The following is a 19549-nucleotide window of genomic DNA, read 5'->3' as shown; positions in this document are numbered from 1 at the left end:
TGCATTGCCGTTCGCCACGACCGCTGCTGCGCCGCAAGGTGCCGTGGCGGCGTGGCCTTGCTACGGTCCGGCGGCCCTACGCCGGCTGTCGCCCGTTGAAAGGAAACATCTGATGCCGCATCGCTCGACCCTGTCCCGCTGCCTGCTGCTGGCAGTGGCCCTGGCTGCTGGCCCTGCGACAGCTGCCGATGGCCCAACCCTGCTGTTCCACGTCGACGCCAACCAGGGCCTGCAGGCCACCGTGGCGCACGGCGAGGCGATACCGAACTTCCGCGACAGGGTGGCGGTGGTCGATGACGGTGTACGCGGCAAGGCCATCCAATGGCAGGACGATGGCGTCCTGGCGTGGGATGCGCCGGGCAACATCCTGGCCCAGCGCGGCACCCTGGCCTTCGATTGGCGTGCGCGGTACGCGGTGGGCGAAGCCCCGTTCGTGATCTTCCGCGTCGGCTATGCCGATCACAGCAGCTGGGACATGGCGTGGCTGCGCATCGACTGGAACGGCCACGGTTTCGATGCGTTCGTCACCGATGCCAATCTTGCCCGCACCCGCGTCTCGTTCCGCATGGACACGCCGCCACGCGCGGACCAGTGGCTGCACCTGGCCTTCGCCTGGGACGAGGACCAGGGTGTACGCCTGTTCATCGACGGACGCGAAGTGGCCCGCGCGCAGACCACCGGCGACTACGATGCCGCGCTGGACCAGCTCGGCCTGGCCGGTCGGGTGATGGCACCGTACCAGGTACAGAGCCGTTACAACTTCCTGCGCGGCAGCGATTTCCAGCACATCCGCATCTATGACCGCATGCTGGATGCACCGGCCGTGGCGGCGCTGGCCCGTGGGGTCACGCCCACCACCGCCGAGGTTCCCGAGGCAGGCCTGCGTGCCTGGCGCCATCGCTTCGGCTGGGACGGCACCGCACCACCGGCGCTGACCGCGCCGACCACCCGCATCCGCAAGGTCGAATTCGCCGACACCCGCGACCTGAAGGCGTGGATGTGGAAGGCCACCGACGGCATCGCCGAGACCACATGGCCCGGCGTCTACAACCGCTCGCGGCTGCCCGGACGCAACGACTACTTCCAGCTGCCGGACTGGAACACCTACGTGGAGGGTGGAAAGCACCTGGACCTGACGCTGCCGGACGGCGAGACGGTCAACCGCATCGAGATCCGCGGCGCGGCCTTCGGCACGCTGGCACATGGCAGCGACGCCGCGCACGCCACCCGTACCCTGTTCACCCGCCCGCGCGGCGTGGTGCGCAGCGTCGATCCGATACCATCCCTCAGCGGCGGCGTGCTGCGCTTCAGCAACGTCGAGCAGGAAACGCCGATCCAGGAAATCTGGGCCTACGCCGTGAGCGAGGGCAGCGAGCCGGACGGCACGGTCAAGCAGACCTACACGATCGACAGCCAGGCGCTGCCTGACTACACCAATCTGGATGCCCTGCGCCGCTACATCGACGGTCGCTATCCCGAGGCCGAACGCAGCACGGTGATGGCGCTGCCCAAGGGGGCCGGCTCACGCCGCCGCGATGCCGGTACCCTGCCCGCGCAGCCGCGCCCGATCGTGCACGTGCTCATTCCTTCCGGGGTAGGCGATGCGCCGCCCGACCAGCCGCTGATCCGCAGCTGGGCCTACAGCTGGGAGAACATGCACGACGGCCTGGACGGCGTTGCCATCGATCTTCCCGCGCTGGATCTGGCGGCCACGCATGAAGGCCTGATTCCGCTCAACATCCGCATCAAGGACCCGATCTGGCCGGCGCGCGACATGATCGACGTGTCGGTCTCGGTGCAGCCGGGACAGAAGCGCACCCTGTGGCTGGACCTGCGCGACCGCATCCTCACCCCTGACAGCCTGTGGTTGAGCATCGCCTCGGCCGCCCCCGGCTTCGATGCCCGGGTGCTCGATGGCGCGCAGATCCGGCTGGTGTTCAAGCTGCGCGCCGAAGCGCTGAAGGAGCACGTGGCCGACCGCTTCAACCAGGTGCGCGACAACTGGGGATTCCTGGTGGAGGAGCACACCACCTCCAAGCGGCAGCGCCTGTATGCGCGCGTCTACGCCGATCTGAGCGACCTGCTGCGGGTCGATCCGGACCACGCACTGGGGCGGCAGTACTGGAACTACATCAGCTACAACAGCCAGGGCCGGCCGCCCTACTCCGCACCGGTGGTGCCCGCCGGTGTGCCGGCCTGGGCCTTCCACCAGGTGCAGGACCTCGCACAGGTGCGTCGCTTCGTCGACTGGTGGATCGACCATCGCCAGGTGCCCTACGGCGACTTCGGCGGCGGCATCTCCGATGATTCCGATCTCACCCAGCAGTGGCCGGGCCTGGCGCTGATGGGCGTGCAGCCGGACCGCCTCAATGCCTCGCTCACCGCCCTGTCCGATGCGGTGTATCGCAATGGCATGTTCAGCAACGGCCTGAGCACCATCGAAACCGATGAGCTGCATGCCTACGAAGAGGGCATCAACACCAACAGCGCGATGCTGTACCTCAACTGGGGCGATCCGCTGACGCTGGAACGGCTGATGGAGACGGTCAAGGCATTCGACGAGCGGATCATCCTGCCCAATCCGCAGGGACACCTGCTGTTCTCCAGCAACTGGTTCGGCGGCAACAGGATCTACCGCGAACCGAACTGGCAATGGCAGAAGCCTTATTCGTTCCCGGTGCTGCACCCCGCGTTCCTGCTGGGCCAGTACAACGCCGATCCGACCGGGCGCCGGCTGGTGACCGGCCTGGCCGACAGCTATCTCGCCCATGCCGGCACGGACGCGAAAGGACGCTTCACCCTGCCCAACGAGATCCACTGGGCCACCGGCGCCACCCGCGGCGGTGAACTCAACGACGGTTCCGGCGGCGGCGACACGCTGCATACCTTCTGGGCCGCCTGGCGCTGGACCGGCGATGCGAAGTACCTGCAGGCGCTGGACTATCGCGTGGCACGCGGGGGACCGGGCGCGCTGGCCAATCTCGGCGAGAACATCGTCGAGGTGCTGGGACGCCAGCAGGACTGGTATCCGCAGCTGACTGCCGAAGCCGACGCCGGAAAGACCGGTTTCGCCAGCCTGATGGCCTGGCAGGCCAGTGGTGACCTGAAGTACATCGATGCACTGCATGCCGAAGGACTGCAGGCCAAGGTGCTGCGGGCCTACATGAACACCGAGGGCCACTGGTGGTCCGATCGCGTGGAAGCACCCAGCGAGTTCCTGCAGCGCGCCCGGCTGGGGGGCATCGCGCTCAAGCGCAACCAGAGCTGGCCCGGGCATACGGTCAGCTGGCGCTTCGATCGCGACGGTGCCGCCGAACAGGTTGCACTGCTGGTGCATGCGCCCTCGCGCGAGCGCTTCACCATCACCAGCCACAATCTGGGTAACCGCACCATCAGTGCCGACATGACCGGCTGGAACGTTGCCAGCGGCACGTGGCGCATCCGTGCCGGCGTGGATGCCGATGGAGATGGACGCATCGATGGCACGCCGACGGAGCGCACGGTGCGGCTGGAAACCAGCAGCGCGGTGCCGATGCAGTTCCGTCCCGGGCGCACGGAACTGTTCGAGTTCGAGCGCGTCGTCGCCGGCAGCCCGGTGGAAACACGCGCCGACCTGGGCGTCGGCCGCGGTGATGTGCAGGTGGACGGCCAGCGTGTGCGGGTGACCGTGCACAGCCTGGGCCACGTGGCCACCGGCGCGGGCGTGGCGATCCTGGAAGACACCACGGGCCGTGAGATCGCGCGTACCGATGTGCCCGCGATGGCGGCACCCGATGACCTGGAACCGAAGACCACCCACGTGACACTGATGATCCCCGCCGGTCATCAGGGTGGCCTGCGCGTGCGCGTGGCCCTCGCTGACGGTGGCGAGGAAGTGACCCTGCTCAACAACGTCGTGGACGTGCCGCGCTGAACGCGACGGCCGGCGCGGCCTATGCCGCGTCGGTCTCCATCCGCTTCACCCGTCGCTGGTACCAGTCATCGCCCAGCGGCTCGAACACCGCGCTGCGCTCCATCACGCCCTGGTAGACGTGCAGCGACACGGCCACATCGGCATCGCTGGCATTGCGCAGCGTGTGGTATTCGTGCGGGGGAATCAGGCTGCCGGCGCTGCCGCGCTGGCCGTACAGTGTCGGCTGCGCGGCAAAGCGGTGGCGAGTGCCCTTCCGCTCCAGCAGCGCATACGGCGTGACCAGCAGTTCGCCCTGCCAGACGCCTTCCACGCACCACATCGCATCGTGATCGTGCAGCGGCGTACCCTGCCCCGGGCCCCAGCACATGGCGATGACGCTGTACCCCAGGGTCCGGCTGCGGTGCAGTTCACGACGTGCGTAGTGACCACGCACCGGTCGCCGTACACACGGCGGCAGCTGTATCGAAGGATCGGTGATGGCATCACGCAGCACGCGCTGCAGGCCCTCGGTGATCGCGTGCGGATCCGCCAGCGCTACCGCACCATCAATGGCGGCAAGCAGGCGCTCCCGGCCGGCGAACGGCAGTGGCGTGAACGTGTCTCCCATGACCCGACTCTAGCCGAGCGGAGTTAACAGAATGTTTGTGCTGCGGTGTCATCACTGCGTGCCGCGCTGCACGAAAGGCACTTTTCCGTAGAGCGCGCGCTCGCCTGCGCGCGGATCGTCAACCGCGCGACTGGTGCGATCGAACAGCATTGTCCGCCGTTGCGGCAGCGTATAAGGGGCCCATTGCGACAATCCGGCGTGATTGGGGTCGCCGCTGCGGGCGAAGGCGATCAAGGCCTCGCTCATGGTCGCCGCGAGCGCACGCGCATCATCGCCCCCCCCGGTGCGCGCGCCCGGCAGCCCTGCGTTGTCGAAGACCAGCGGGATGTCCAGCGTATGGAAAGCACGCAGGCGCCCCTCCTCCACCGGCGACCCCCAATCCAGCTGGTACGCCCAGGTCGGTGCTGCGCCCGCGGGCTGGCGCGCCCGCGCTTCCAGTTCCTCCACCGCTCCGCGCCAGCTGCGGCCAGCCGTGGTTGCAGCAAAAAACACTTCGGACGGCGTGTAGTGCGGATACAGGCGGCGATACTCGGCGATCACGGTCTCCGGCCGCAGATCGACGAACTGCTGTCGTTCGAGCTGTGCCGGCAGTGTTTCCCAGGTCAGGGCGAAGTTGGCGGGATCGTTGCCGAGGAACGCGCGGGTCTCGTCGCGGGTGTTGCCGATCACCATCGGAATCGCCGCCGACTGCTGCGGCGCCTGTGGCCAGAACGGATGCACTGGCAGCACCACATCGTCCAGCACCGGGCCGAAGTACAGCGACGTGCTTTCCACGCGCGAGGGATCACGCGCACGGGTGGCTTCCAGCAATACGTCGACCGGCAGGTCGAGCAGGGCCTGCACATCATGTGCAGCAACGGCCTGCATCGCGATCGCAGCGCGCTGCGCGGCCGCGCGCGGTCCGGCAGCGGTGACCTGCTGGCCACTCATCGTCCACGCGCGGTGGAACAGCCCTCGGGCCGCAGGCATCGCCATCAGCGTGGCGATCTTGGCGCCCCCGCCGGACTGCCCGAACACCGTGACGTTCGCCGCGTCGCCACCGAAGACCGCCGCGTGCTGCCGCACCCACTGCAGCGCCTGTACCAGGTCGAGCTGGCCGACGTTGCCCGAGGCGGCGTAGCGCGGATCGCCCAACGCCCCCAGGTAGAGATAGCCGAACGTGTTGAGGCGATGATTGAGGGTGACCACTACCACATCGCCGCGGCGGCACAGCGCAGCGCCGTCGTACAGCGGATCACTGCCGGACCCGTTGTTGAATCCACCGCCGTGCACGTACACCAGCACCGGCCTGCGTCCACCGTCGCCGAGCGCGGGTGTCCACACATTGAGGAACAGGCAGTCCTCGCTGCCGGGCCCTTCGCTGCCGCCCTGCGGTGCCGCCGGACCGTACTCCAGTGCATTGGCGATGCCGCGCCAGGCAGCTTCATGCCGCGGCGGCTGGAAGCGGTGTTGAGCGGTGTCGGCACCATAGCGAAGCCCACGGAACACCAGTACCCCGTGCTCGCGCTGGCCACGCACACGCCCGCCACGAACCCGGGCCAATGGCAGGCGGTCGTCGCGGGCACCCGGCACGCTGGCCAGCGTTGGCAATGCAGTGAAGGCAGCCGTAGCGGACGCGGTGGCCAGGGCCCAGCGGGCGCTGTCACGCAGGAACCGCCGGCGCTGCAGGTCGGCCGGCGCATCGTTCATCGCGCGTCCTCCGCAGGGCCCAGCCAGCGTTGCGCGAGCAGCGGCCAGAGTGCCAGCGTCGACCGCGCGGGGATGTCCATGCCAAAGCCGTGGCCGCCATGGGCGAAGACGTGCAGTTCGTGCTCGACACCCGCACCCGCCAGTGCCTGCGCCATGAGTTCACTGTTGCGCACCGACACCACGGCGTCGTCGGCGGCGTGGACCAGCAGCGTCGGCGGCATGTCGCCACGTACCCGCTGCTGCATCGAATAGTCTGCCTGCAGCGAGGTACCCGGATGCTCGCCCAGCAGGCGGGCACGCGAGCCGCTGTGCGCATGCGCGCCCATGTCGATCACCGGGTAGACCAGCACGGCACGGCTCGGGCGGGCGCTCAGCCGGTCGAGGTCATCCCGTGCGGGATGGACGGCGATGTCGAAGCCGGTGGCCAGCCGCGCCGCGACGTGGCCGCCCGCCGAGAAGCCCATCACCGCCACGTCGTTCGCGTCCAGTCCGCGCCGTCGCGCCTGGTCGCGCACCACCCGCAGCGCGCGCTGCGCGTCCGCGAGCGCGGCCTGGCGGTCGCGCCCCGGCTGCGGCAGGCGGTAGCGCAGGACGAACAGGGTGTAGCCGGCGCCGTCCACCCAGAACGGAACCAGCGCGCTGCCCTCCTTGTCGATCACCACCCGCTGGTAGCCGCCGCCGGGGATCACCAGCAGGGCCCGGCCGTTCGGCCGGGCGGGTGTGTACACCTGCAGAGAGGGCGCGTCGATCTGGTCGGCGTAGCGGTCCGGGCGTGCAGGGTCCGCACTGCGCTCGACCACCCGCGTCGGACGTGCGGGGCCGGTTTCGCCCGGCACTGTGCCTGCCGGCCACAACGGCAGCTGCTCGCCGGGCAACGCCTGGGCCACACGCTCGCCTTCGCGCAACGACGTGTCGACCGCGCAGGCGGGTGCCGCCGGCAGCAGCAGGGACAGGCACAGCAACACGATGGGCAGACGCATGACTGACGGGGCTCCAACAGGACAGGACAGGGCGCTGGCGGCGTCGGCAAAGACGGCGTGATGCGCTGCCGCTTGCGTGATGACACCGGTTTACCATATACACGTCCTGCAGACGCTGTCGATAGGCAGCGCAACAACGCCAGAGGGAGACGTTCTTGAGCAACGAACACGGCACACATGGGCACACGCCGCCGGCCGATGCGGCCGCGATTGCCCAGGCCTTCACCACCGCACGCCTTGCGGGCCAGGCACTGAAGGCGTTCCCGGGCGACATCCCGGCGGACCTGGTCGCGGCCTACCTGGTCCAGGACCTGGCCATCGCCCGCTGGAACCAGCCGGTGGTCGGCTGGAAGGTCGGCTACATCGCTGCCGAACGCCGCGATGCGTCCGGGGACGAACGGCTGCTGGGCCCGATCTTCAAGCCTCAGCTCAAAAATGCTACCGGTGGAACAACGGATGTCCCGGTGTTCGTCGGTGGTTTCGCCGCGATCGAGGCCGAGTACGTGCTGGAACTGCTGGAGGATGCCCCCGCCGACCAGCTGCACTGGTCGCCGGAACAGGCTGAAGCGTTGCCGGCCCGCCTGTACCTCGGTGTCGAGGTTGCCAGCAGCCCGCTGGCAACGATCAACGAGCTGGGCCCGCGCGTGGTGGTATCCGACTTCGGCAACAACAACGGCCTCGTGCTGGGGCCGGAGATCGGCAACTGGACGTCCCTCGATGAGTCGGCGTTGCGCGCCGAGACCCTGATCGAGGGTGAAGTGGTCGGGGTCGGCGGCGCGAGCCGCCTGCCCGGTGGCCTGCGCGCAGCGTACGCGTTCGCGTTGTCCCGTTCCGCGCTTCGCGGCCGGCCCCTGCGGCGTGGCGACCTGATCGCCACCGGCAATGCGACCGGCATCCACGACATCCAGGCAGGACAAACGGCGCTGGTGCGCTTCGCCGGCTTCGGCGAGATTGCCTGCAGGGCCGTGCCGGCCGGGTAAGCCGCGGCACGAACCAGTGAACACGCGCGGGAGGGCGCAGATGATCACACGACGACATTTCCTGGCCGGTGGCGCCACTGCACTTGCCACTCCCCTGCTCGCCGCCTGTGGCCGCGGGCCGGGCCCTGACGCAGCCGGCGGCCAACTGCTGACGGCGACCGATGTGCACGTGGCCGATTACCCCACCGTGACGGCGGTGAAGTGGATCGGCGAGACCCTGCAGCGTGAGACCCAGGGACGCCTGCGTCTGCGCCAGTACCACTCGGGCCAGCTCGGCCGCGAGTCCGAAGCGATCGACATGGCCCGCTTCGGCGCCATCGACATCACCCGTGTCTATGCGGGCGCGCTGAACAACGCGTTTCCGCTGACCCAGGCGCTGTGCCTGCCCTACGTGTTCGAATCGGTGGCGCATCAGCGGGCAGCGCTTGATGGCGGCGTGGCCGATGCCGTGCTGCGCGGCTTCGAACGCCGCGACCTGGTCGGCCTGGCCATCTACGATTCCGGTGCGCGCTGCTTCTACAACACCCGGCATCCGATCACGCAGCCCGGTGACCTGCACGGGCTGAAGCTGCGCGTCGCATCATCGGACATCTTCATCCAGCTGATGCGGCTGCTCGGCGCCAACCCGACGCCGATGTCGCTGGGCGATACGTTCTCCGGCATGGAGACGCACATGATCGACGGTGCCGAGAACAACATGCGCAGCTTCCACTCCAGCCGTCACTTCGAGGCTGCGCACTACTGGTCGCAGAGCGATCACTCCTATGCACCGGACGTGCTGCTGATGTCACGCGCCAGTTTCGAGCGGCTGCAGCCGGATGACCGCCAGCTGCTGCTGGAGACCGCACGTGCGTCGGTGAAGGTGATGCGCGACCAGTGGGATGCCTCCGAGGATGCGGCACGACGCGCGGTGCTGGCGTACGGCGTGAAGGCCAACGAGGTCGACATGCCGGCGTTCCGCGCCGCCGCGCAGCCCCTGCTGCAGCAGTACCTGCAGCACGCGGAAATCGCCGCGCTGGTCGATCGCATCCGCGGTGCAGCCTGAGGACACAGCCATGACCGAAACGACGACGTTCTCCCCACCCGGCCCCGGGCAGCGCCTGCTGGACCGCATCGCCGACATTGCCATCTACACCGCCGTGGCGGCCCTGCTGGGGCTGGTGGTGGTGCAGGGCTGGCAGGTCTTCGCGCGCTATGTGATCAACGATTCCCCAAGCTGGACCGAACCGGTGACCCTGCTGCTGCTCAGCACCGCGATGAGCCTGGGCGCGGCCTGTGGCGTGCACACCAACCGCCACTTCGGCTTCTTCCTGCTGCATGCCTACATGGCGCCGGCGCTGCGCCGCGCTGTGGACGTGCTGGTGCAACTGGTGGTGGCCGTGCTGGGCGCGTTCATCGCAGTGTGGTCGGCCGAGCTTCTTCTCGACGGCCTGGACATCAAGACCGCCGGTGCCGAGCTTCCGCAGAGCATCAACTACCTGCCGCTGGCGCTGGGCGGCGTGCTGATGGTGGTGTTCGCGCTGAACCGTGCGTGGAAGGCCACGCAGTCCACGCCGGCAGACGCTGCCGCCGATGACGCTGAAGGAGATCGTTGATCCATGGGTATCGCCATTCTGTTCTCGGTGTTCGCAGTGTTCCTGCTGCTGGGCGTGCCGGTGGCCTACGCGCTGGCTGCGGCCGCCCTTGCCACCCTGCTCTACCTGGACATCCCGTCCATCGTTCTGGTCCAGCAGATTTCGGCAGGTACCGGGTCTGCATCGCTGATCGCCATTCCACTGTTCATCTTCGCTGGCGAGATCATGATGCGCGGCGGCATCTCCGAGCGCCTGATCGCGCTGGCGTCCTCGCTGGTGGGGCGCTTGCGTGGTGGCCTGGGCCAGGTTTCGATCCTGTCTTCGCTGTTCTTCGGCGGCGTCTCCGGCTCGGCCATCGCGGATGTCTCGGCGGTGGGTGGCACGATGATTCCGCAGATGGTCAAGCGCGGCTATGACCGCGATTTCGCCGTCAATGTCAGCATCACCGCCGCCCTGGTCGCGCTGCTGGTTCCGCCCTCGCACAACCTGATCCTGTTCTCGGCCGCAGCCGGTGGCGGCCTCTCGATCGCCGATCTGTTCGCGGCCGGCATCGTTCCGGCATTGCTGATGACGCTGGCATTGATGATCACCGGCTACGTCGTCGCGCGCCGCCGCGGCTATGGCGTGGAGGTGTTCCCGGGCTGGCGTGCGGTGATGCTGCGGATGATCTCCGCCCTGCCCGGCCTCGGTCTGGTCGCGCTGATCTTCGTCGGCATCCGCGCTGGCATCTTCACTGCGGTGGAAAGCGCGGCGATCGCCGTGGTGTACGCACTGCTGGTGACCACGGTGCTGTACCGGCAACTGCGCTGGCGCGAGTTCTTCGCCACGGTCGTCCACGCCGCACGCAGCACCGGCGTGATCCTGTTCGTGATCGCCACCGCTGCGGTATTCGGCTGGCTGCTGGCCTACCTGCAGGTGCCGGCGGCGGCGGTGGATTTCCTGCAGTCCTTCGCGCACAGCCAGTTCATGGTGCTGCTGATGATCGTGGTGATGCTGTTGCTGCTGGGAACCTTCATGGACCTGGCACCGATGATCCTGATCTGCACGCCGATCTTCCTGCCGGTGGCGCGCGCGTACGGCATCGATCCGATCCACTTCGGGCTGGTGCTGGTGCTGACCGGCGGCCTGGGCCTGGTGACACCGCCGGTGGGCTCGGTGCTGTTCATCGGTACCGCCATCGGCAAGATCAGCGTGGGCCAGAGCATGCGTACCATCTGGCCGTTCTGGTTCGCTGCGCTGGGCGTGCTGCTGGTGGTCACCTTCTTCCCTGCCCTGTCGCTGTGGCTGCCGGCCACGCTGCGCAGCTGAGCCGGAGACCGCTGCCATGCACCGTCCGCTTCGCCGCATCCCTGCCGTGGCCCTGGCCAGCCTGCTTCTGGCCGCGCTTCCGGCGCTGGCCTCCGGCCCGGCCTCACCAACCTGGGCACGTGGGCTGGAGAACCAGCGCCAGGCCGATCTCGGCGACGGCACCTACCTGAACCCGGTGCTGGCCGGCGACCGCCCCGATCCGTCGGTACTGAAGGACGGACAGGACTACTACCTGACCCTGTCCTCCTTCGACGCCTATCCCGGCCTGCCGATCTGGCATTCGCGGGACCTGGTCAACTGGCAGCCGCTGGGTCATGCCATCACCCGCAACGTGGGTGCGATCTGGGCACCGGACATCGTCAAGCACCAGGGTCGCTACTTCATCTACTTCCCGGCCCGGACCGGCGAACACCGCAGCAACTTCGTGGTGTGGGCCGATGACATCCGCGGGCCGTGGAGCGATCCGATCGACATCGGCCTGGGCGGCTACATCGACCCCGGCCATGCGGTGGGCGAGGACGGCAAGCGCTACCTGTTCCTCAGCGGAGGCGACTATGTGCAGCTGGCCGATGACGGGCTGAGCGTGGTCGGCACACCGAAGCATGTCTACGACGGCTGGCGCTATCCGCAGAGCTGGGATGTGGAGGCCTATGCGCAGGAAGGACCGAAGATCCACTTCCGCGAGGGCTGGTACTACATGACCACCGCCGTGGGAGGCACCGCCGGCCCACCCACCGGGCACATGGTGATCACTGCGCGCTCGCGTTCCATCCATGGGCCCTGGCAGAACGCACCGAACAATCCGATCACGCGCACGCAGTCGGCGTCCGAGCCGTGGTGGTCACGAGGCCACGCGACGGTGGTCGAAGGCACCGACGGTCGCTGGTGGATGATGTATCACGGGTATGAGAACGGCTTCTGGACCCTGGGCCGGCAGACCCTGCTGGACCCGATCGAGTGGACGGACGATGGCTGGTTCGTTGCCAGGGGCGGTGACCTCGGCCAACCGCTGCGCAAGCCTTCCGGAAGCGCCCTGGCACCGCACGGCATGGCGCTTTCGGATGATTTCCGCGGCGGCAGGCTCGGGCCACAGTGGGCGTTCTTCAACCCGGGCAGTGACGAATACCAGCGCCTGCGCTTCAGCGGCGATGGGCTGGTGATGCAGGGCAAGGGCAGTGCGCCGCGCGATGCGTCTCCGCTGACCACCATCGCCGGCGATCCGGCCTACCAGTTCGAGGTGGAGCTGGAGGTAGCGCCAGGCGCAGTCGGCGGCGCGCTGCTGTTCTACAGCGACCGCCTCTATGTGGGCGTGGGCAGCAACGGCGAGCAGTTCATCATGCACCGTTACGGCGAGGAACGCCCTGCCCGCCTTGCGCCCAGCGACCGCGGCGGGCGGCTCTGGCTGCGCGTCACCAACAACCGCCATATCGTCACCTTCCATACCAGCAGGGACGGCCGGACCTGGCAGAAGTACCCGGTTCAGATGGAAACCTCGGGTTACCATCACAATGTGGCTGGTAAGTTTCTCGCCCTGAAGCCGGCGCTGTACGCTGCCGGTGACGGTGCGGTGACCTTCCGCAGCTTCCGCTACCGCGCGCTGGACTGAGTGCGCGGCCGGAAATCCCCCGACTTACCTGGTCCATTACATGTCAGTGCGCAACAAGAATGATGCCGCCACGCCGGCATTGGCCAAAGGCAAGGCAGCCACGATCAACGACATCGCGCGACTGTCCGGAGTGTCCAAGAAAACGGTTTCAAGGATCATCAACAACTCACCGCTGGTGCGCAAGGACACGCGCGACAAGGTCGAGGCGCTGATGCGCGAGGTGGGCTATACGCCCGATCCGCTGGCGCGCGGCCTGGCCTTCCGTCGATCCTTCCTGATCGGCATGGTCTACGACAACCCCACCGCCCAGTACATCGTGGACATGCAGTACGGTGCACTCGACGCGTTGCGCGGTTCCAGCTTCGAGCTGGTCGTGCACCCCTGCGACAGCCGCAGCCCGGGCTACATCGACGGCGTGCGCCGCTTCGTGCAGCAGCAGAAGCTGCACGGGGTGATCCTGGTGCCGCGCGCCTCCGAAGACCAGGCGCTGGCGGACATGCTGGATGAGATCGGCTGCCGCTTCACCCGCGTGGCCGCACTGCCGCTGGACGAGAGTTCGCAGATGGTGGTCACCCACGATCGTGACGGCGCCGCCGAAGCGGCCGACTACCTGCTCTCGCTGGGCCACCGCGACATCGCCCTGGTGACCGGGCCCAGTGCCTATCGTTCGGCGCACGAGCGTACCGCCGGCTTCATCGATGCGCTGTCGCAGCGTGGCATCGAGCTGCCCAAGGACCGCATCATCGAGGCGGGCTACACCTTTGAATCGGGTGTGGCCGCCGCCGAGAAGCTGCTGCTGGGCAAGCGCCGGCCGACCGCGATCTTCACCGGGAACGATGAAATGGCGGCGGGCATCTACAAGGTGGCGCTGCGTGCAGGCATCAACATCCCGCGCCAGCTGTCCATCATCGGCTACGACGACAGCCCGCTGGCCTCGCGCCTTTGGCCGTCGCTGACCTCGGTACGGCGCCATACCCGCGATACCGGCCGCACCGCTGCGGCGATGCTGATCCAGCCCGACGGCCAGCCGGCGCTGCAGATCGCCAGCGTGCGCCCGCACCTGATCGTGCGCGACTCCTGCCAGCCGCCGGAGGACTGATCCGGCGGGGATCAGTCCGGTAGCCCGCAGGCCTGCCTGCGACTCCGTTGAAGCCGCCTCACCTTGCCGCGACCGTTGAGCGCTATCGTGCGGCGCAAAATGACACCGGTTACCAACGTCGCTAGAATCCCCCTGAACCGTGCCGGGGCCGAATGATCGGCCCGCCCCCTGCTCTGGAGATGCCATGTACTGCAAGACCCACTACGCCACCCATCCCGACGCCATCAAGGGCGCCAGCAACGACCAGCTGCGCGAGCTGTACCTGCTCGACGGCCTGTTCAACCCCGGCCAGGTGACGCTGAAGTACACCCACTACGAGCGCTTCGTACTCGGTGGCGCGGCGCCCCTGGATGCGCCGCTGGCGCTGCCGGTGCAGACCGAACCGGCGTCGGCCGCCGGCCATCCGTTCCTGGAGCGTCGCGAGCTGGGCGTGATCAACGTCGGCAGCGGTACCGGTACGGTCACCGTCGACGGCACCGTCTACACGCTGGGCCCGAAGGATGGCCTGTACGTGGCGATGGGCAGCAAGGACGTCGTGTTCGCCTCGCAGGACGCCGCCAACCCCGCTCAGTTCTACCTGGCCTCGACCCCGGCCCATGCGCGCTTTGAAACCAAGCAGCTGTCGATCAAGGACGCGGTAGCGCTGGACCGCGGCGCGCTGGAGACCAGCAACGAGCGCACCATCTACCAGTACATCGTGCCGGCCACCTGCCAGTCCTCGCAGCTGCTGCTGGGCCTGACCGTGCTCAAGCCCGGCAGCGTGTGGAACACCATGCCGCCGCACCTGCATGACCGCCGCAGCGAGGTCTATTTCTACTTCGACCTGGGCGACAACGACCGCGTGTACCACTTCATGGGTGAACCGGACGCGCAGCGCCACATCGTCATCCAGAACAACGAAGCCGTGGTATCGCCGCCGTGGTCGATCCACATGGGTGCCGGTACCAGCAACTACGCCTTCATCTGGGCGATGGGCGGCGAGAACCTGGATTACACCGACATGCACGTGCTGGACATCTGCCAGCTCAAGTAAATCCTGCCTGGCCGCCGCGCACGCGTGCCGGTGGCCGTTCGCCTGCATCACGCACACCTCTACCAAGGAACGCACACGCAATGGCCAATCCCTTCAGCCTGGAAGGCAAAGTCGCTCTGGTAACCGGTGGTAATACCGGTCTGGGCCAAGGTATCGCGGTTGCGCTGGCCACCGCCGGCGCCGATGTCGCCGTGGCCGGCATCGCGCCGCCCACCGAAACCATCGAGAAGATCACCGCGCTCGGCCGACGCTGCCTGGCGGTGGAAGCCAACCTGATCAGCATCGAGCCGGTCGAGCGCGTGGTGCGCGAAACCATCGAGGGACTGGGTGGCCTGGATATCCTGGTCAACAATGCCGGCCTGATCCGCCGCGCCGACGCGGTGGAGTTCAGCGAACAGGACTGGGATGACGTGATGAACGTCAACATCAAGTCGGCGTTCTTCATCTCGCAGGCGGCGGGCCGTCATTTCATCGCCCAGGGCAGCGGCAAGATCATCAACATCGCCTCGATGCTGTCGTTCCAGGGCGGCATCCGGGTGCCGTCGTACACCGCCAGCAAGAGTGGCATCGCCGGCATCACCCGCCTGCTGGCCAACGAATGGGCCGGCAAGGGCGTCAACATCAACGCGATCGCGCCGGGCTACATGGCCACGGACAACACGGCGGCCCTACGTGCCGACGCCGACCGCAACAAGGCGATCCTGGATCGCATTCCGGCCGGCCGTTGGGGCACGCCGGAGGACCTGGCCGGCGCGGCGGTGTTCCTGGCATCCAGCGCATCGGATTACATCAACGGCGCCGTGCTGCCGGTCGATGGTGGCTGGTTGGCGCGCTGAGGCACACCGGTCTGTAGAGCCGAGTCCATGCTCGGCTGTCGCGCTCTGATCGAAAAACAGCCGAGCATGGCTCGGCTCTACAGGAGTGCCGCGATGCGAAGGCTGTTGCTGTTGTTGCTGCTGTCGTGCACCACCGCGCAGGCGGCGCCGGTGCGGGTGTTCATCGCCGGTGACTCCACCGCGGCCGAGTACGGTCCCGAGCGCGCGCCGCAGACGGGCTGGGGCCAGGCCCTGCAGAGCTACCTCGATCCGGCTCGGTTCGAAGTGCGCAACCACGCCCGGGGAGGCCGCAGCACGCGCAGCTTCATCGATGAAGGCCGCCTGGATGCGATCGCCAGCGAGCTGCGCCGCGGCGATGTGCTGCTGATCCAGTTCGGCCATAACGACGCCAAGTTCGAAGATCCCACGCGCTATACCGATCCGGACAGCGACTATCCGCGCCTGCTGATGCGTTACGTGCAGGTGGCGCGCGACAAGGGCGCCACGCCGGTGCTGGTCACGCCGGTGGCGCGGCTGCTGTATGACTTCGGTTCGCTGCTGGATACGCATGCGCGTTACACACAGGCGATGCAGCAGCTGGCCGCGCGCGAACGCGTGACCCTGATCGAACTCAACGACCGCAGCACGCGCTGGATACGCGCGCTGGGCGAACGGGGTGCACGCCCCTACTTCCTGTTCGTGCCCGAGCAGGGCAAGGCCGACGGCACCCACTTCAGCGTGGCCGGCGCCAACGCCGTCGCCTGCCTGGTGCTGCGCGAGTGGGTGGTGCTGCAGCCGGGGCTGGAAGATGCACTCGTGCGCGACATCGACTGTGACGTGAGCGCGGCGGCGGGGCAGGGCGGGCAACCGGCGCAGCCCTCGCGCGTGGTCCATGAGCATGACATCGCCATCCGCCAGCCCGGCCCGCATGGTGGCGCCGGGCCGACCACGGCCTATCCGTTCTTCGCCGGAGAGAAGGACCTGCCGTTCGTGCTGCGCAAGCGCGTACTGCACAAGGGTGCAGGCATCGGCCTGCATCCGCAGCACAAGGACGAGATCTACTACATCGTCAGCGGGAAGGGCAGCTACGTGCTGGACGGAACGCAGTACGACGTCAGCGCAGGCGATGCCCTGCTGACGCGCAAAGGCAGTTCGCATGCACTGCAGCAGGTGGGTGACGAGGATCTGGTGCTGCTGCTGGCATACCCGCGCTGACCCGTGGAGCCGGGCGTGGAGCCGGCCTTACGGATGCCCCTGCCGCATCACACGTCGCCGCCGTCGGCCCAGCCTTCGCCGGTTCCCTTCTGGAACACACGGTCGTCGGCCTGCACGTCACCGGCCGGCAGGTGCTGCTGCTCGGCCAGCGAGGCATAGATCGGGGTGAAGTCCGGCGACGTCGCCTGCATCAGCTGCTCGAAGCTGTCGATGACGAAGTAGGTCTTCTGGAAGGTATCGATGCGGTAGCGCGTGCGCATGATGCGCTGCAGGTCGAAGCCGATGCGGTTGGGCGCGGCCGATTCCAGCGAGTACAGCGATTCGCCCTTTGACGAGACGATACCGGCGCCGTAGATGCGCAGGCCATCCGGGGTATCGATCAGGCCGAACTCCACCGTGTACCAGTACAGGCGCGTGAGGTTCTGCAGCGCCTCCGGGCCGATGGCGTGGGCTTTGACACCGCCACGGCCGTAGGCCTCCATGTAATCGGCAAACACCGGATTCATCAGCAGCGGCACATGGCCGAACAGATCGTGGAACAGGTCCGGCTCGGCGATGTAGTCGATCTGGTCGGGGCGACGGATCCACCACGTGACCGGGAAGCGGCGGTTGGCCAGGTGGTCGAAGAAGTCCAGCTCCGGCAGCAGCCCCTCCACGCCCACCAGCGTCCAGCCGGTGGCTGCGCCGAGTACTTCATTCAGCTGGTCGAAGCGCGGAATCATGTGCGCGCTCATGCCCATCTCGTCCTGCGCGTCCAGGAACTCCCGGCACGCACGGCCGACCAGCAGTTCGCGCTGGCGCTGGTACAGCGTGCTCCACGTCGCATGGTCATCGGCGCTGTAGGTATCCCACGGCTGCTCGACGAGCGCGGTGGTGTACACCGGCACGTAGCCCTTGTCGGTCTGCTGGTGTTCGACGCGGCGGGGCTGGGCGGGATCCATGGGACGCTCCTTGAAGGGATGTCCACGATGCTAGGGCAGGGCGGGCGCAACAGGGTTGCAAAAGTTGCGCGGAATAACCTTGCTGGCGCAATATCCTTGCGTACTCACCATGTTGCGGGGCAACAATGGCCGGAGAAGTCCAGTTCGATCGCACGGATATACGCCTGCTGGCCGAAATCCAGCGGGATGGTCGCGCCACCAATGCCGAGCTCGCGGCCCGGGTGAACCTCTCCCCCTCCGCCTGCCTGCGCCGCCTGCAGCGGCTGGAGAGCGAGGGTGTGATCGTCGGCTATGGCGCGCGCCTGGAACCCCGGCAGCTGCGGCTGGGCCTGCAGGCGTTCGTGCGGGTGCAACTGGAAAAGCACGACCAGGCGGCCATCGCGCATTTCGTGGACAGCGTGCAGGGCTGGGATGAAGTGGTGGCCTGCCATGCGCTCACCGGCGACATGGATTACCTGTTGCACGTCTACGTGCGCGACCTCGAGCACTTCTCGCGCTTCCTGCTGGACCGCCTGCTCAATGCCGGTGGCGTGGCCGATGCCAATTCCAGCTTCGTGCTGCGCACGGTGAAGGGCTTCCAGGCGTTGCCACTGTCGCAGCTGGAACCCTGAGCACCGCTCAGCGCGGGCGAGGGCTCAGCACTTGTCCTTGCGCCCCATCAGCCTGCCCAGCCGCGAGGTCTCCTCGCACTTCGGCGCGGCTACCGGCGGCGGTGCCAGCGCAGCGGCGCGCGCCTTCTGCAGCTGCTGGATCTTCGCGCGGATCTGCGGCATCGCGGCCATCGCCGCCTTTTCTCCCTCCAGGATCGCGGTCCCGCGCTGGCTGAAATCAGCCGCACCGATATCCAGCACGCGCGGGCGGATCACGATGTCGGCGCGGGCCAGTTCCTGCTCGCCCAGGCGCTGGCCCATGATCGCGATCGACTGGTTGACGATGCCGAGCATGTCAGTCGGTGCCTTGCCACTGGCCTTGCTGGAGATGTCCACGGCGATCACGAAGTCGGCACCGAGCTGGCGCGCGGCATCGACCGGCACCGGGCTCACCACGCCGCCATCGACGTAGTTGCGTCCGCCGATCTTCACCGGCTCGAACACGCCGGGGATGCTGCTGGACGCACGGACGGCCTGGCCCACGTTGCCGCGCACGAAGATCGCGCGTTCGCCGGTTTCGAGCTGGGTGGCGACGGCGGCGAACGGCTTCTTCAGGCGCTCTGCCGGACGGTTGGCGACCTGCTCGTTGACGTAGTCCTGCAGCTTCTGGCCCTGCACCAGCCCGCCGGAGAACAGGCGCACGTCGCGGATGCTGGCTTCATCCAGCGCGACGGCCCGGCTCTGCATCTGGAACGCATCCATGCCGCTGGCGTACAACGCGCCGACCACACTGCCGGCGCTGGTGCCGGACACCACCACCGGCTCGAAGCCATTAGCCTCGAGCATCTTGATCACGCCGATGTGGGCAAAGCCCTTGGCCGCGCCGCCGCCCAGCGCGATGCCGATCTTCACCGGCTTGGCCTGCGGCACCACGGTCGGCGCCGGCGGCGGCGCCGGACGCACCGGATCGCCACCGCAACCGGCCAGCAGGCCAAGCAGGGCAACGGACAGCAGCACGCGGGGACGGAACAGGCTCATCGGCAATGCGCTCGCGGCGCCGGATTCAGGGAAGGGCGCCAGCATACCGAAGCCACGGCGGGCCGGGCAGGGCAGGACGACGCCCTATTCATGGACCGCCATGGGTAGCGCCGGGCATGGCCTGGCGGGCAGTTCGGGGCCGCTGCGCTCGCCGGGCATGG

The 19549-nt window shown here is 67.8% G+C and carries 16 protein-coding genes; 11 read left to right on the top strand and 5 right to left on the bottom strand.

Annotated features, from left to right (window positions below; genetic code table 11):
• The first annotated feature begins 112 nt into the window (after positions 1–112).
• The gene (locus ACVOMM_RS07780) at positions 113–3913 is read left to right on the top strand and encodes a LamG-like jellyroll fold domain-containing protein (protein ID WP_481526091.1); all 3801 of its coding nucleotides are present in this window, start codon (positions 113–115) and stop codon (positions 3911–3913) included.
• A 19-nt stretch (positions 3914–3932) separates the two neighbouring features.
• On the opposite strand, the gene ACVOMM_RS07775 is transcribed toward ACVOMM_RS07780, so the two are convergent.
• The 3 genes from ACVOMM_RS07775 to ACVOMM_RS07765 are packed head-to-tail and all read right to left on the bottom strand — an operon-like array spanning position 3933 to position 7189.
• On the bottom strand, positions 3933–4520 hold the full coding sequence (locus ACVOMM_RS07775; protein WP_053516003.1) for a cysteine dioxygenase family protein: 588 nt from the start codon (positions 4518–4520) through the stop codon (positions 3933–3935).
• 51 nt (positions 4521–4571) lie between these two features.
• Positions 4572–6209 (bottom strand): carboxylesterase/lipase family protein, encoded by a 1638-nt coding sequence (locus tag ACVOMM_RS07770; RefSeq protein WP_180876174.1) that lies wholly within the window; start codon positions 6207–6209, stop codon positions 4572–4574.
• Positions 6206–7189, bottom strand: coding sequence for an alpha/beta hydrolase (locus ACVOMM_RS07765; protein WP_481526090.1), 984 nt, complete (start codon positions 7187–7189; stop codon positions 6206–6208). The genes ACVOMM_RS07770 and ACVOMM_RS07765 overlap by 4 nt, the downstream gene beginning before the upstream one ends.
• Positions 7190–7344: 155 nt before the next feature.
• On the opposite strand from ACVOMM_RS07765, the gene ACVOMM_RS07760 reads away from it, so the two are divergent.
• The 9 genes from ACVOMM_RS07760 to ACVOMM_RS07720 all read left to right on the top strand — a co-directional run bounded on the left by ACVOMM_RS07760 (position 7345) and on the right by ACVOMM_RS07720 (position 16819).
• Positions 7345–8169 (top strand): 2-keto-4-pentenoate hydratase, encoded by an 825-nt coding sequence (locus ACVOMM_RS07760; protein WP_180876176.1) that lies wholly within the window; start codon positions 7345–7347, stop codon positions 8167–8169.
• A gap of 40 nt (positions 8170–8209) precedes the next feature.
• A complete protein-coding gene (locus ACVOMM_RS07755) occupies positions 8210–9214 on the top strand; it encodes a TRAP transporter substrate-binding protein (protein ID WP_065182105.1) in 1005 nt (334 codons plus the stop codon).
• A 10-nt stretch (positions 9215–9224) separates the two neighbouring features.
• Positions 9225–9764, top strand: coding sequence for a TRAP transporter small permease (locus ACVOMM_RS07750; protein ID WP_164151498.1), 540 nt, complete (start codon positions 9225–9227; stop codon positions 9762–9764).
• Positions 9765–9767: 3 nt separating this feature from the next.
• Positions 9768–11051 (top strand): TRAP transporter large permease, encoded by a 1284-nt coding sequence (locus ACVOMM_RS07745; protein WP_053516013.1) that lies wholly within the window; start codon positions 9768–9770, stop codon positions 11049–11051.
• Between the two features lie 16 nt (positions 11052–11067).
• Positions 11068–12657: a family 43 glycosylhydrolase gene (locus tag ACVOMM_RS07740; protein WP_258012832.1), complete on the top strand. Its 1590-nt coding sequence runs from the start codon at positions 11068–11070 to the stop codon at positions 12655–12657.
• Between the two features lie 40 nt (positions 12658–12697).
• Complete coding sequence (locus tag ACVOMM_RS07735) at positions 12698–13756, top strand: LacI family DNA-binding transcriptional regulator (protein ID WP_053516017.1); 1059 nt, start codon at positions 12698–12700, stop codon at positions 13754–13756.
• A 184-nt stretch (positions 13757–13940) separates the two neighbouring features.
• On the top strand, positions 13941–14789 hold the full coding sequence (gene kduI, locus ACVOMM_RS07730) for a 5-dehydro-4-deoxy-D-glucuronate isomerase (RefSeq protein ID WP_053516019.1): 849 nt from the start codon (positions 13941–13943) through the stop codon (positions 14787–14789).
• An 80-nt stretch (positions 14790–14869) separates the two neighbouring features.
• Positions 14870–15625, top strand: coding sequence for a 2-dehydro-3-deoxy-D-gluconate 5-dehydrogenase KduD (kduD, locus tag ACVOMM_RS07725; RefSeq protein WP_053516021.1), 756 nt, complete (start codon positions 14870–14872; stop codon positions 15623–15625).
• A 93-nt stretch (positions 15626–15718) separates the two neighbouring features.
• Positions 15719–16819, top strand: coding sequence for a GDSL-type esterase/lipase family protein (locus ACVOMM_RS07720; protein WP_481526089.1), 1101 nt, complete (start codon positions 15719–15721; stop codon positions 16817–16819).
• Positions 16820–16866: 47 nt separating this feature from the next.
• Here the strand turns inward: ACVOMM_RS07720 and phhA are convergent, their stop codons facing one another.
• A complete protein-coding gene (phhA, locus tag ACVOMM_RS07715; protein ID WP_053516024.1) occupies positions 16867–17760 on the bottom strand; it encodes a phenylalanine 4-monooxygenase in 894 nt (297 codons plus the stop codon).
• A gap of 125 nt (positions 17761–17885) precedes the next feature.
• Between phhA and ACVOMM_RS07710 the strand changes: the two genes are divergently transcribed.
• Entirely contained in the window at positions 17886–18371 is a 486-nt protein-coding gene (locus ACVOMM_RS07710; RefSeq protein ID WP_053516027.1) for an Lrp/AsnC family transcriptional regulator, read from the top strand.
• Positions 18372–18395: 24 nt separating this feature from the next.
• On the opposite strand, the gene ACVOMM_RS07705 is transcribed toward ACVOMM_RS07710, so the two are convergent.
• Complete coding sequence (locus tag ACVOMM_RS07705) at positions 18396–19388, bottom strand: patatin-like phospholipase family protein (protein ID WP_065174096.1); 993 nt, start codon at positions 19386–19388, stop codon at positions 18396–18398.
• Between the last annotated feature and the right edge of the window lie 161 nt (positions 19389–19549).

The organism is Stenotrophomonas sp. STEN009, assembly GCF_056760395.1.
The sequence above is the reverse complement of the archived record's forward strand: the minus strand, read 5'-3'. Positions and strand labels throughout refer to the sequence as shown.